The organism is Secundilactobacillus paracollinoides (genome assembly GCF_001702155.1).
In the GTDB taxonomy this organism is placed as follows: Bacteria; Bacillota; Bacilli; order Lactobacillales; family Lactobacillaceae; genus Secundilactobacillus; species Secundilactobacillus paracollinoides.
In genome coordinates, this window is sequence record NZ_CP014912.1 from 1,306,110 (window position 1) to 1,319,683 (window position 13,574).

Here is a 13,574-nt window from a genome sequence, read left to right on the forward strand (position 1 = left end):
AAAAGGAGCGCCGAGGCCAGCACCATTCGGTTGAAGAAAACCAGAAAAGTCCGGTCCTGATTTTTAGCCAGAGTCGCTTACGTAGTAGCCCTTGCCTTGCGGAACACGTTTCGGCAATGTGAAAAGGGAGCGCCGAGGCCAGCACCATTAGGTTGAAGAAAACCAGAAAAGTCCGGTCCTGATTTTTTGGTCATCGTCCGTTGCACGTTAGCCCCGTGCGGAACACGTTTCAGTAATGTGAAAAAGCCGTACATTGAATGGTTGCATTGATTTATGAGAAGTGGGATTGCTGGTTTTGGCGACTGATTTTCTATGTTATATTGCCGAAACGCGTTCCAGGAGGCAAGAGGTTGCATGTAAGGGACTTCCGCAAGTAAAGCCAAGACCGGGCTTACCGGGCACAGTCCACTAGGCTCCACTCCTTGGGCGTCCTTCCTTCACGCTCTGACTTTCTATGTCACATAGCCGAAACGCGTTCCAGGAGGCAGAGGGCTCCTGCGTAAGCAACTTCCGGCACAAATGCCAAGTTCGGGCATTTCTGCCGAAAGTTACTTACGCTCCGCCCTCTAACCGCCTCCTTCCACGCTCTGCTCTCTTGACTTTCTCTCACCAATTCCTCATAATGTACCCAGTTAGCTCAGAAGATGAGTATTAAATTCACCTCGTACATAGAGAATCGTGGTTGCTGAAAAACGATCCTGGTGACTTAAGAAGATGGTCTTCTCCGTATTTGGCAAGTGAGGGAATCCTGAACTTGCAGCGGTTGTCACCCGTTACCGTGGCCTTGAGTGGTCTGGTTCAGTCTGGACTATTAAGGTGGTACCACGGCAATGTCGTCCTTTATCTATTGATAAGGGACGTTTTTTTATTCCCTGAGCTAGCGGCAATTAGAGGGGGTATTACTAGTGAAATTTGAAGAATCAGATATTTTGCAACATCTGCCAAAACAGTTTTTTGCGAGCCTTGTTAAAAAGGTGAACGCGAAGGTGGCGACTGGCGCCGATGTGATTAATTTAGGACAGGGAAATCCCGACCAGCCAACGCCCGACTTTGTGGTGAAGGCCATGCAGGATGCCACCGCTGAACCTGACAACCATAAGTATTCGCTGTTTCGTGGCGACCCGGAATTAAAACAGGCGGCCGCTGATTTTTACCAGCGCGAATACGGGGTAACTCTGGATCCAGAAAAAGAGATTGCCATCCTTGGCGGGTCAAAAATTGGCTTAGTGGAGTTACCGTTTGCCGTTTTAAATCCCGGGGATACACTGTTGTTGCCAGATCCAGGCTATCCTGATTATTTATCAGGGGTCACGTTGGCCAAAGTTAACCTCGAGCTGGTAAAACTTACTGAACAAAACGACTTCCTGCCCGATTATGACACCATTGATCCAGCCGTCGTCAAGGCAGCCAAGTTACTTTACCTGAACTACCCGAATAACCCGACCGGTGCCGTTGCAACACCAGAATTCTTCAGGAAAACAGTGGCGTTTGCGCAACAAAATGACATCGGCATCGTCCACGACTTCGCTTATGGCCCGATTGGGTTTGATGGTCACAAACCGATCAGTTTCCTGCAAACGCCTGGAGCCAAGGATGTTGGTGTCGAAATGAACACCCTCTCCAAGTCGTTTAACATGGCCGGCTGGCGCATTGGGTTTGCGGCTGGGAATCCTGACTTGATCGAAGCTATCAATCTGATTCAAGACCATCTATTTGTCAGCATTTTCCCAGCGATTCAAAAGGCGGCCATTACTGCGTTGAACAGTGATCAAAGCACCGTTAAGGCCCTCGTTGCCTTGTACGAAAAACGGCGCAACCAGTTCTTTAAAGCCGCCCGGGCGATCGGCTGGGAACCCTATCATTCAGGTGGGGCGTTTTACGCCTGGATGCCGGTGCCAAAGGGGTACACCAGTGAAAGCTTTGCGGATCTATTGCTGGAAAAGGCGGCCGTGGCGGTTGCGCCTGGTAATGGGTTTGGTGAAGCTGGCGAAGGCTACGTCCGCGTTGGCCTGCTGATTGACGAGCCTCGTTTCACAGAAGCTTGTCAGCGAATTGATAAGTTGGGGTTGGATTTTAGTTAATTGTGTTTAAACCATTAAAAATGGGTTTCTTAGCCTGTTCTTTCAGTGTGAAAGAACAGGCTAGGAGACCCGTTTTTGGCGTTAAATAACGCGATTTTAGACTGTTATCGTTGAAGAATATGCCGCCATGGAATGACCCAGATGCTGACGTTTGCCAGCAGCGCGATGAACACGATGGGTGGAAAGACCCACAGCGCAATCAGTGCCACGACGTTGACGGCAATCGACGCAACTTCGCGCGAGATGCGCGGCGAGTCGATTTCGTGGTTTTCATGCAGGACGGTGCGCCGCAACCAGAGGAAGGCCAGGTTGAACAGGATGATGTCGAACTGGTAAACAAAGGCGGCCAGCGGTGACATAATGTCGGAGCCAAACCAGGCCGTGGCAGCAGGTGAGAGCGACAGCCAGAACAGGAAGTTGATGTTGGTCCAAAGAATCGGTTCCGTGACCGTTTTAACTTGGGTGAAGATGTGATGATGATTGATCCAGATAGCGGCGATGCCGATGAAGCTTGTGGTGTAGGCGATGAATGTTGGCACTTTAGCGGCTAATTCCGCTAAGGTGTGGTTCGTATCAGATAGATGCAGATCTAAGACCAGAATGGTAATGATGATGGCGACAACACCATCAGTAAAGGCTTCGAGCCGTGATTTCCCCAATTTAGAATTCCCCCGTGTTTGTTCGTTTGCGTTAAGTTTAACTCGCGAGAGCTTTGATGCATATTAATAAGTGGTCTTGGTTATACTTGTATTAGTCATAGTCGTTGATTTGAAACTAGGAGACCTAATTATGAATAATACCTATATTAAAGATTACACTAATTCATTTCTAATTAATAATCATGAGTATATTGTGACTGCTCCAGCAAGATTTGATAGAAAGACAGATGAGTTGGTAGACGATTTAGAGCTTGACGACATTGCAAATGAAATTGCGGAACAGCTTTATCGTGATGATACAGGGTTAGTTAGCCCAGCAGATATTAAAAAATATCGAAATAATATCAAATTAACACAACTTGAGTTCACAAAACTTCTGGGATGGCACCAAAATACAGTTGCTTTGTATGAGGTGGGTGCGTTTCCTTCAGAAGCAGATAATAAAGTCTTGAAGGCATTAATGAAAAATAACGATTTTTTAAGCGGGCTGCTCGCTGATGACGATAAAGTACCTGACAAAGTTGCTAATAGGATTACCGCGTTTTTAAATGGTGAAAATTAACATATTATTGGTCAAAAAACCATCTCAACTGAAGAAATCAGTGAGATGGTTTTTGTTTTGGAATCAGATGATAGTGTCTTTCTTAATAATAAACCACAACGGGTTCATTCGTTGAAACAACTTCCCACAGTGCCTTGATCTTTGAAGGCGGGTTATTGATACACCCGTGGGAGTGGTACTCGCTCCGGTCGCTAACGTTACCATAGACGCTGGACGGCTGCCATGAGGAATCATGCAACCCAACCCCATCTTCGGTAAACGGCATCCAGTATTTAACCTTTGATGCGTAGGAGGTCGAGGTCCCATTGTCGTTTTCGCCACGCAACGTTGCGTTACGCTGTTTGTAGAGGACGTAGAACACACCCTGCGGCGTCTTGTCACTCCCGGTCACAGTCCCGGACATTACCGGTGTACTGAAGACCAGTTTGTTGTTGACGTAGGCGTATTCTTCCAGCGTCTTCAGGTCAACTTCGACCCGGGTACCGCCGACGCCTGACTTACCGTAGCCAAGCCCTGAAACATAGTTTTTCAGGTTCAGGGTCTGAGTGCCAGACTTCTCAAACGCTGCTAGAATAGCAGTCTTGAGTTTCGTTTGTTCGATCGACCAGCCGTAAGTACTGCTGCCGACCTTGGTCTTGATGGTCGTGCCGCTATGAGTCTTGTAGCTAAATGACTTGCCCTTGGTATCGTGTTCGTTGGCCAATTTTGCAATTTCCGTGGCTAACGTTGAACTGTCGTACGTGTACTTGCCGTCAACGGAGGCGGTGACGCTCTTCAGATAGTCACTCGCCTTAAAGTGCCAAGTGGTGCTGCCATAGGTCACATTAACGGTTCGATTCAGAAGCGACTTCAAATTGGTTTCAGTCGTCTTAATGGCTGAACTGTCAGCCTTTACTGGTGTGTCGATGGTCTTTTTAACGTCGATTTCCAAATCAGTTTTAGCCTGTTCCTTAAACGATTTCACCATGGTGGCTTCGTCGAGGGCGGTCCCGTTTTGACTCTTGGTGACCGTCGTCTTGCCGTCAGCATAGGTGACCTTTGCGTTCACTGGTGTTGTCCGATTGGCGTTGATGGTCTCGATTTCTGATTTGAACGCCGGCAACAAGGTGTTGATCCGGTAGTTGTAGTCAGAAGCTGATACGGTGTTAGCAACCTTTAGCGAAACGGTCTCTAGCGCGTGCCCGTCATTGTTTCGTTTTTGCAGCAACTTATTAACGGTTGCGGTTGAAACGTTAATTTTTGACTTCGACACGGCAATCGTATTGCTGCTGGTCGTTGAGTCGCTGTTATTAATTTTATCTGCTGCTTGGCTCGCGGTCATGTTAGTGACTGTGATGCCGTTGATCTTAGCCGGTTTAAAGCGTTGATTGTAGTAGCTGACGTAGCCGACTGCTCCTCCGGCACCAACAACGATGAGGGCGATGAGACCAATTAATACCCACTTCTTCGTCGCCGAATGTTTGGTTGTTCTTCTTTTGCGTGCCATATTGTTATGTCGCCGTCCTTTGATCAATTTGACTAGGTCCGATTATGGACGGTTAGTCTTAACCCTTCCTAAAATAAACGATAAGAATTGATTACGATTGCAATGAAACTGTGTTTAAAATGTCTTTTTGAAACAGTTAGTGGTGATATGTCTGTTTTAAGCGCTTCTGCGGTTAGAGTCAAGGAGTACTTGTTTAAGATTGCGTGGTAGTTGACTTAAAATGCTGGTATATCGCCGGTTTTAGGTGGTCTTATCAGGCATTCACCTCATTTAGTTTACCACTTTTGCTGGCAGAATATATTTTTAGTAAGTGGATTTTCAACGGTTAAGCAGCAATTGTTGAAAAAATTAGGATGCTCAGATAAAGGACATTTGACCTGATTTTGATGTTGAAATGGAGGCGTCAATTATGCGAGACCTTAAGGTAAAACAACTGGGTGAGTTGAAAGTCCTTATTTTGCCGGATGACTTAGCTCTGCTTCCCGTTGATCAATTGTCCTACGAGATTCGAGAGAACAAGTTGATTCTTGATTCACAGTCAGCCGCGATTCGCCATGATCGTGAGTTGATCGAAAAAAGGTTCACCGATTTTGCGCATGATGACTGGGTGGATAAAGATGAGATGATCCGCCAGTTTGGTTGTTATGGTTGGGGTAAATAAGTTGATTGAAAAAATCCCAGGGATGTTGCCTTGGGATTTTTTTACCGATTTGGTGATTCGCTTGGATTTTGATCGATACTGTAACAACTGCTTGTCTATATAGCCGGTTACTCCAACGCAGTGACAACTTGCAGCGTAGCAGAATAATAGTTCCTCTTCTCAATCGTAGTTGGCAACTGTTTTTTCGTTTTATTTGCCAACGACGTGTCCTTTAACGTTCTAGCCGCCATGTTAATTGGTGCTGTGAAGGCCGTGTTCTCATAGTTGTTGACCGCTTTGCCAGTCAGGGTATAAACCACCGTAATTTTGGTCTTCTTATTATAGAAGGTGAGTTGTTTCTTCAACGCTGCCTTAGAAGCACTGTCCTTAGCAAGCAGGTAACCTTGGGCTAGGCGCCAAGGGACACGGCAGGCGTTGTAGCCAACCTGGTCGTCCGTTGCGCTTTCGAACTGGTAGGCCTTGGCGGCAGTGAGTGAAATACTGCTGCCCTTAGCGAAGATGAAGTCCGGAAACAGGCCGGTTGAGTGGCGTGCACTTAACTTTTTGATGGCCGTTTGACTATGGGTTGCCACTTTCGTCCAGGTGCTGTCTTTAGTGTAGGTTGCAAAGGTCTTGAAGTAGCCGACCATGAGATCCGAAGTACGCAGTTTGCTGGCATCGTAACTGCTGGTTGCCCAGTTGCCTTCCTTAGGCAGGTAGGTCGTGGTATTGATCTCATCCTTTTTGATGACCGTCAAGAGGTTCTTAGCCGCTGCCTTATAGTTGACGGTTTTGCTGCCCCACTGTTTGTCGGCGAGAATCAGCGCGTAGGCAATGTCCAGATCGCCGTCCGTGGCACTGTTGCGCTGTGACCCGGTACTAGTCAAATGGCCGGACCGCATGGTTTGCTGCCAGCACATAAGCGGATCTTGACTGGAAATGCGATGGGCGCGGTAGTAGCGATAGAACGCATTAAAAGTGGTGTGCGTGTTCGCGCCTTTCTTGGCAGCCAGCACACTCGCCAGCATGCCGTACCCCTGACCCTCTGAAACGACCGTGGTCGCACCACTGCCATTGTTGTTGCGGACATATTTTTGCGTTTTACCGCCAACATAGTCTTTTTGCCACTGGTTGTACCAGGTGACCGCCTGGGTCGTTTTAGCGTGTGCCGTGGGCTGGGAGACGCTGCCAAATACTAATCCGATGCCAAGGCACATGCCAAGCGCGATTTTTTCGAATTTAGAAATCATCTAGTAGACCCTCCTTTTGAGCTGTTGTTTCCATTATAAGACGTATATATGGGTTCCTGTGTTTTTGAATTTCGCCAATTATTGAAATATCGTGAACAGTCGCAGGATCCTTAGCTCAAAATAAAATTGCGGTATAATGGGGTTTATTTGATTGAAGAGGGGGTGGCAGAACGTGAGGCAATCGATAGCGTCAGAACAGGCTGATGTGGGGGATTATTTAAAATTAGCAGCGTGTACGGCAGTGATGCTGCAGCCGATTTTAGCGCTGGCGTTAACGTTGCATCCCAGCAATTTTGCGCAAGTCGGCATCGGATTTGCATACAACCTGGTGAAGTTTACCGCACCGGCCTTCATTTTCGGTATCCTATACACCACAATGCGGCAAACGTTGTGGCCGGTGGTCCCGTATAGCGACTATCTGCGCAACCAGTGGCATGCGTTGTTTGTGCCAACACTCTGGTGGACCAGCATTTATTTGCTGGTGATGCCCTGGGTGCAGCAGGGGTCCCGCTACCGCTCACTAGGCGGGTTTATCTGGCGGTTTATCAACGGAAATGCGGCGCCACATCTGTGGTACAACACGATGATGCTGCAGTTTATCGTGTTGATGCCGCTGTTCTGGCACCTTGCGCGGTGGTGCGGTGCCAGTGCGAAACGGGCGTGGCGCATTGTCGGCAGCACGGTGCTGTTTACGGTCATCTGGCTGGTACTTTACGACACACAGGTCTTCCACGGGCCGCATATGCATAGCTGGTATCTGTTGGATAGAGTGTGCCTGAGTTTTTTGATTTATGGTATTTTCGGCACGCTGACCTGGTCGTTTCGTAACTGGGTGTTGCCGTGGCTGCAACGTTGGTGGCTGGGGTTAGCCGCTGGTGCGTTGGCCGCATACTACTGGATCAACCGTGATCTGTTTGCGTTTGTCTTCCCAGTGAAACTGACGGATGCGCCGTATTATCGACCCGGGATGGTCATTTATGATCTGCTGATGATCGGACTGGTGGTCGCACTTGGGGCGGCCCAGATTCGCCACAAGCGACCCGTAACGGTGTGGGTGCACCGCTTCGCAAATTTTGCGTATAAGGCCTTTTTAGCCAATGTGTTTTGGGAACAAGTCGTCTGGCTGACTGTGGGGAAAATGCTCGCCCAATCGCACCTATTCTGGGGCATCCTGTTGACCTACGTTGCCACGTGGGGCCTGTCGTTTGCCTCGGCATTTGGCTTGCACGCGGTCTGGCAGCCACTTAGAAAACAACTCAAAAAATAGGGTAGCCAATCCTTAGACTGGCTACCCTATTTTAATCCGCTAAATTAAGCAGCATCTGATCAACAACGGATAGAAACGTGTTGAGATCATCAGTTGTGATCCGTCGTGTCATGCGCTGTTCCAGACCGTTGATGTCGGCGAGAATTTGGGTCTCGAACTCGTGCGCTTTTGCGGTGGGGATGATTTGTTTCAACCGGTTATCATACACCGTTGGCTGGCGGACGATGAGCCCGTTTCGCACCATTTCCTTGAGCATGTTTGTTGCAGTCGGGGCACGCAGGCCGTACTCGACTTCAATGTCCTTTTGGAACACGGGATGTTGTTTGGACTGGCTTAAAATGTAGAGCAGGACCCGGCCCTGGGTCCGCTAAACTCATACTTACTGGCAAATTTATCCAGTTGACGCCGAATCTTGTTTGCCAGCATGGAAACGGCCTGACCCGCGTCTTTTTGATTTTTCATGGTTAGCCTCGTTTGGATGGTGTTGGTGATTGATTTGAGTTCTCGTAAGTTAAACAGAATAAAGTATACCGCTAATCCAGTAGACTGAGTAGCTAATTCAGTATTCTGAGTTTGGTATCGGAACGGTTTCTTTTTAGATTAATGATATTGCTATCATTCCATTAGATTATTTAGTGGTACACTGTGGGCGGAGGTGAGTGCGATGACAACTGTGCTTGTTCATCAAACGAACGCTGAGCAACCCGTCAAGTTATCAGATGGGACGAATGGCGTCGTGGAACATTGTAAGACGCCGGATGGTGCCAATGGGTATCTGTTTAAATTCTTTGATCAGTTACATGGCGATTTTTGGTGTGATGCGATTACGGATGGTGAGACGGTGACCGTGGATTCGATCAATCGGCATGAGGTGTTTCGGGTTGCGGTGAAGTGAAGACAGTTTTGAGCTAAGTAGCATAAATTAAATATAACTCACAAAAAACGTTATCATTGTCAAAATATAAAGACAATTGACGTTTTTTTAGGTTTTAAGGAAAACAGATACTAATTTAGTGTCAGAGTACTTGATTTTGAGGGTCTGACCAAAGAATACTTACGTGACCTATTGGGTTGCTATGGATCGACTAATAATGTGCTTGATTTTATTAATTTTAATAATTTATGTAATTTAAATTTTGAGAAGAATCGTTACGTAGCTACAATCAGAAGGAAAAAGTGACATTAATTTGTTTTTCTATAAGGGAGGATTTTTGAAAAACAGAAAATTTGATTAATGATGTTAACCGTTTTAGAATAAAATTTAGGTACATTGGAGTTAGCAAAAATGAAAGTCTACCACGGTACAACGATTGACAATGTAGCATCCTTGCTGAATCATCCCAAGGTTTTGAAGGAAAATATTAATTTGGCGACCCATATGGTTAACGTTTTGGCATAAGGCAGTGAAAAGCTTGAGGGATTAGAAGTTAACAAACCGCATATTAGAGACAATTTAGATGGTATTTTAATTGAAATGCTCATTCAAGAATTTAAGCTTAATCCCGAGGTTGTCATTAAGGACACGTATACAGCTTTTAGAAGAAAAACGATTTCTAATTTTTTTAAAGGCAGAGAGATTTGTATTAGAAATCCGCGTGTCATTGTAAACTGTCAAGTTGTTGAGTAAATTAAAGAGGTATCGAAGATGAAAAATCAGTTTCCAGGTGCCCATAGGATAACGCTCCCTGAAGAAATTCAGGATGTCGATGAATGGCTAACACAGGAAATGATTGAAGATGCATTAACAAGGGCCGGTTATAAATTCAAACGAAGGAAGGCAAAAAAAACAGCATAAGTTTTTCTCCCTGCTAAAGAAAAGGGGACGAAAGGTTAACTCAGATTAACGGAATCAACAAAGGATGATTAAGTACATCGGCAATTCTCAAGATTAACATCGAGAATTACAGATGTTTTTTATATGTTAAATAATATTTTTTATGTACACCTTAAAATGTGCTATAATACCACTGGAGGTGAGGAACATGACCACAATTTACATCCATCGCATTGACCAGGTTCAACCGCTGAGGCTTTCAGATGGCACGGCAGGCACCTTAATCCCATGCAAAACACCAACCGGACGCGGCTTTACATTTACCTTTCTAAACCCACTTCACGGTAACTTCTGGCGGGCGTCCATCATGGATGGTGACGTGATTCGAGTAGCATCGATCAACGGCGCGGAACAGTTTCAGATAGCCTTACATTGACAGTTTTATATACGCACACATCTGGCTTGACCTTAGACATCATATGTTGGCAGATATAAGATCTTCAGTGACACACAAAAACAGCAATCAACCCATTATTCGGATTGATTGCTGTTTTTGTGTGGGGTTTATTTTTCCATTCGTGACTGGTGCATATCATCCCAGCGCAACCGGAACAGTTTGACGATTTCGGTGACGACCAAAACGACAATTCCGGCAATGATTGGGATGCCCCAACCATACCAGAAGTTCACGCTTGTGGTGTGGAAGATGCCCTGCATAAACGGCAGGTAGATGATGCCCAACTGAAGGACGATCAGCAACCCAATGATGTAGAATGCCATCTTGTTTTGGAAGAAGTACTTTGAAATAACTGGGTGGTTATTTCGCAGATTGAACAGGTAGAAGATCTTCCCGAAGATGACCACGTTCAACGTCATGGTGCTCCCAACGGCCGCGGTGATCGAATGGTTGACCAGCGTGTCGTACGCAAGCATTCCCAGACCAGAAATCAGCAACGAAACATAGATGACTTCAACCACGTCAAGCTTGCTCATGATACCAGCCTTCACATCACGCGGCCCGCGGGCCATGATGTCGTTTTCGGCGGGTTCAAAGATAAACGCAAACTGAATCGTCAGGGCTGAAACCATGTTGATCCAAAGCAATTGAGTTGGAAATAGCGGCAGTGATTGGTCAAGGAGAATACTCATGACCACGATCAAGCCTTCCGCAAAACTCGTTGGCAACAGGAAGCGAATCGTTTTGCGGATGTTGTCAAAGACGTGTCGGCCTTCACGCACCGCCGTTAAGATGGTGGTGAAATTATCGTCGGCTAAGACCATATCGGCCGATCCTTTGGCAACGTCGGTCCCCTTGATCCCCATGGCGACCCCAATATCGGCTTGCTTGAGAGCGGGGGCGTCGTTGACCCCATCACCGGTCATCGAAACCACGTGACCGCGGGCCTGTTGGGCGCGCACGATTCGCAGTTTATCCGCCGGTGTGGTTCGGGCAAACACGGTGTAGGTGTCAATTTTATCGGTGAGTTCTTCGTCACTCATCTCATTGATTTCGGGCCCGGTAATGGCCTTTGGTACTTCGGCTAAATGCAATTGACTGGCGATGGCCGCTGCTGTGTCGGGATCATCACCGGTGATCATCTTGACTTGAATGCCGGCAAATCGTAGTTGCTGGACAGCTTTGGCAACTTCGGGACGTGGTGGGTCAATGATGCCGACCATCCCAACAATAACCAGACCGTCCCCGATTTGGTCGGGTTCGATTTCGGTTTCATCTGACGCAACTGGCTGGTAGGCAAGTGCCACCACTCGTTTTCCTTGATGCGTCAGTGTATCTAAACGGGATTGCCACTGGTCCAGTGACGTGTCCCCGCCGTGAGCTTGAACAAGGTGGATCAAGGTCTGCGGTGCCCCCTTAACCAGGAGAACGCGGTCTTGATCCATATCGACTAATCGTGCTGAATAACGGAAAGCAGAGTCAAACGGCAGCGATTCAATTTCATTTATTTCGGGTTCGTTACCAGTCAGTTTGTGGTACAACGCAGTTAACGCCCCATCGGTCGGTTCACCGGCTAAGATCCACTGGCCGTTTTCTTCATGGAAGGCGGCGTCAGAGGTTTGACCAGCAATGTTGACCAGCCAATTCAGGTCATGGTTGTCCTGCCAGTCGACCGGCTGCACATCATCGTTTAACACTTGACCCTCAGCATCGTAACCCACCCCAGAAACAGTGTAGGCATGGTGGTTCGTCAAAATGTCAGTGACCGTCATTTCGTTCTTGGTCAGCGTCCCGGTCTTATCCGTGTTGACAATGTCCACGGCACCCAGCGTTTCAACGGCTGGCAGCGTCTTAACGATCGCGTGCTGCTTCGTTAACCGCCGCGTTCCCATTGCCAGCACCACCGAGGTACTTGCAGGCAACCCTTCAGGCATCGACCCGACGACCATGGTGATCACGGCAATCAGCAGCGTTGGCAGGCTGTACACGTGGGTGATCATCCCAAGGATAAACAACAGTACCGCCGCAATCACAATCGCGATAGATAAGCCCAACCCAAGACGATTCAAGTTTTGCATCAACGGGGTCGGCTTGGCCTTCACTTCCGCAACGTCCTGCTGGATCTTCCCAATTTCGGTATGGGTCGCAGTTGCGACCACGATACCCAGGCCAGAACCGCTCGTGACTGCAGTCGACGCAAAGGCCATGTTGCTGCGCTCGGCTAACGGTAAGTTATCTGCGGTGATCGGTTCTTCAGTCTTTTCAACCGAATTCGTTTCCCCGGTCAGCACGGATTCCTGAATGTTCAGGTTATCGGCCGAAATCAGCCGCATATCAGCGGGCACTGAATCACCAGCCTCCAGTTGAACGAGGTCACCAGTGACGAGTTCACGAGAAGGCAGCTCGAGTTTTTGACCATCACGGATGACGTAGTTTTCAGAGACCAGCAGTTCCTTGATCTTATCCAGGGCGTTATCCGCTGAAATTTCCTGGAAATACCCGATCAGCGCGTTGGCGATGATCACCAACCCGATAACGATCGAGTCCGAATAGCGGTGCAACAGGAACGTGATGATGGCAGCGGCTGCCAGAATGTAGATGATGCTACTATTAAACTGTTTTAAGAATCGCAACAAATTGGACGGTTTTTTTGCCTGGAGTTCGTTTGGCCCCTGCTGGGCAAAGCGAGTCTTTGCCTCCTGCGTGGTCAGTCCGTCTTCACAGTTGGTATGCCACTGGGCTTCCAACGCGGGTGTTGACTGCGCCCAAATTTGTTGCTGACTGGGTCCGGCGTCCGGTTGTTCCTGCGGCGCGTCGGGTGTTTGATTAGAAATTGAGTCTGTTTCGTTTGCCATTAAAAAATCATCCTTCCGAAAATAAAATTAGCGATCTGGTACGTCAATGTTCAAGAATTTCACGAGCAAGGTGCATCCCTTCTTTCTGGTTTAGTCGTCCTTCTATTATATCGAAGTTTGTGCCACTTGAGAATCGGAAAGAATTGTCGAATTGTAATTTAATAATCTTATAAACTTTATAAGTGCTTGTATTGAATACGGGTAGATTGCTAAGTCCGTTGCATTGCGCGATTTGGCACTCCGCTGTGGTGGCTCGCGATGAAGCTAACTCGATTTCCGCTGTGCGGCTCTCGAGTGGATCTTCAACGTAGGAGATCCTTGAATTTCTGATAAGAAATTCAATAGCTCCGAAGCGACCCCACCTCAGCCTGCAGGGTCGAGCGGTGGAACGAAGCGGCATGCTGACACTATTAAAATCACTCAACTGTGGGAAAGCACCTCCACAAGATAACCAGATACAAGTGCCAAATACGATGGTATGAATCAACAAGTTGAAAATTCCCAGTACAGAATACGGGAAAAGGAAAGGGGTTTCGCGGTATG

Annotated in this window: 11 protein-coding genes and 1 pseudogene; 7 read left to right on the forward strand and 5 right to left on the reverse strand. The window is 47.5% G+C overall.

Features of this window, described 5'->3' with window-relative positions:
• Window positions 1-905: 905 nt before the first annotated feature.
• The gene (locus tag AYR61_RS05505) at window positions 906-2,081 is read left to right on the forward strand and encodes a pyridoxal phosphate-dependent aminotransferase (RefSeq protein ID WP_065902051.1); all 1,176 of its coding nucleotides are present in this window, start codon (window positions 906-908) and stop codon (window positions 2,079-2,081) included.
• Window positions 2,082-2,185: 104 nt separating this feature from the next.
• Here the strand turns inward: AYR61_RS05505 and AYR61_RS05510 are convergent, their stop codons facing one another.
• A complete protein-coding gene (locus tag AYR61_RS05510) occupies window positions 2,186-2,740 on the reverse strand; it encodes a TMEM175 family protein (protein WP_056987069.1) in 555 nt (184 codons plus the stop codon).
• Window positions 2,741-2,870: 130 nt separating this feature from the next.
• Here AYR61_RS05510 and AYR61_RS05515 point away from each other — a divergent pair, with 130 nt between their 5' ends.
• On the forward strand, window positions 2,871-3,302 hold the full coding sequence (locus AYR61_RS05515) for a transcriptional regulator (protein ID WP_065902052.1): 432 nt from the start codon (window positions 2,871-2,873) through the stop codon (window positions 3,300-3,302).
• 82 nt (window positions 3,303-3,384) lie between these two features.
• On the opposite strand, the gene AYR61_RS05520 is transcribed toward AYR61_RS05515, so the two are convergent.
• Window positions 3,385-4,788 (reverse strand): L,D-transpeptidase family protein, encoded by a 1,404-nt coding sequence (locus AYR61_RS05520; RefSeq protein ID WP_065902053.1) that lies wholly within the window; start codon window positions 4,786-4,788, stop codon window positions 3,385-3,387.
• Window positions 4,789-5,197: 409 nt separating this feature from the next.
• Between AYR61_RS05520 and AYR61_RS05525 the strand changes: the two genes are divergently transcribed.
• Window positions 5,198-5,449, forward strand: a complete 252-nt coding sequence (locus AYR61_RS05525) for a hypothetical protein (protein ID WP_056987068.1) — start codon at window positions 5,198-5,200, stop codon at window positions 5,447-5,449.
• Window positions 5,450-5,556: 107 nt separating this feature from the next.
• On the opposite strand, the gene AYR61_RS05530 is transcribed toward AYR61_RS05525, so the two are convergent.
• The gene (locus tag AYR61_RS05530; protein ID WP_056987067.1) at window positions 5,557-6,678 is read right to left on the reverse strand and encodes a glycosyl hydrolase family 8; all 1,122 of its coding nucleotides are present in this window, start codon (window positions 6,676-6,678) and stop codon (window positions 5,557-5,559) included.
• 172 nt (window positions 6,679-6,850) lie between these two features.
• Here AYR61_RS05530 and AYR61_RS05535 point away from each other — a divergent pair, with 172 nt between their 5' ends.
• Entirely contained in the window at window positions 6,851-7,945 is a 1,095-nt protein-coding gene (locus AYR61_RS05535; RefSeq protein WP_056987066.1) for a hypothetical protein, read from the forward strand.
• A gap of 31 nt (window positions 7,946-7,976) precedes the next feature.
• Here AYR61_RS05535 and AYR61_RS05540 read toward each other — a convergent pair.
• A pseudogene (locus AYR61_RS05540) lies at window positions 7,977-8,300 on the reverse strand (MarR family winged helix-turn-helix transcriptional regulator); the annotation flags it as partial.
• A gap of 309 nt (window positions 8,301-8,609) precedes the next feature.
• On the opposite strand from AYR61_RS05540, the gene AYR61_RS05545 reads away from it, so the two are divergent.
• From AYR61_RS05545 to AYR61_RS05550, 3 genes are all read left to right on the forward strand, one after another.
• A complete protein-coding gene (locus AYR61_RS05545) occupies window positions 8,610-8,840 on the forward strand; it encodes a hypothetical protein (RefSeq protein WP_054707519.1) in 231 nt (76 codons plus the stop codon).
• A gap of 750 nt (window positions 8,841-9,590) precedes the next feature.
• A complete protein-coding gene (locus tag AYR61_RS15145) occupies window positions 9,591-9,740 on the forward strand; it encodes a hypothetical protein (RefSeq protein WP_156770461.1) in 150 nt (49 codons plus the stop codon).
• A 187-nt stretch (window positions 9,741-9,927) separates the two neighbouring features.
• Entirely contained in the window at window positions 9,928-10,155 is a 228-nt protein-coding gene (locus AYR61_RS05550) for a hypothetical protein (RefSeq protein WP_065902055.1), read from the forward strand.
• Window positions 10,156-10,283: 128 nt separating this feature from the next.
• Here the strand turns inward: AYR61_RS05550 and AYR61_RS05555 are convergent, their stop codons facing one another.
• Window positions 10,284-13,031, reverse strand: a complete 2,748-nt coding sequence (locus AYR61_RS05555) for an HAD-IC family P-type ATPase (protein ID WP_065902057.1) — start codon at window positions 13,029-13,031, stop codon at window positions 10,284-10,286.
• Between the last annotated feature and the right edge of the window lie 543 nt (window positions 13,032-13,574).

Bases quoted from the DNA above. Each gene is read 5' to 3' on its own strand.
- AYR61_RS05520 (WP_065902053.1), bottom strand. From the start codon at position 4,788: ATGGCACGCAAAAGAAGAACAACCAAACATTCGGCGACGAAGAAGTGG.
- AYR61_RS05555 (WP_065902057.1), bottom strand. From the start codon at position 13,031: ATGGCAAACGAAACAGACTCAATTTCTAATCAAACACCCGACGCGCCG.
- AYR61_RS15145 (WP_156770461.1), top strand. From the start codon at position 9,591: ATGAAAAATCAGTTTCCAGGTGCCCATAGGATAACGCTCCCTGAAGAA.
- AYR61_RS05525 (WP_056987068.1), top strand. From the start codon at position 5,198: ATGCGAGACCTTAAGGTAAAACAACTGGGTGAGTTGAAAGTCCTTATT.
- AYR61_RS05515 (WP_065902052.1), top strand. From the start codon at position 2,871: ATGAATAATACCTATATTAAAGATTACACTAATTCATTTCTAATTAAT.
- AYR61_RS05545 (WP_054707519.1), top strand. From the start codon at position 8,610: ATGACAACTGTGCTTGTTCATCAAACGAACGCTGAGCAACCCGTCAAG.
- AYR61_RS05550 (WP_065902055.1), top strand. From the start codon at position 9,928: ATGACCACAATTTACATCCATCGCATTGACCAGGTTCAACCGCTGAGG.
- AYR61_RS05530 (WP_056987067.1), bottom strand. From the start codon at position 6,678: ATGATTTCTAAATTCGAAAAAATCGCGCTTGGCATGTGCCTTGGCATC.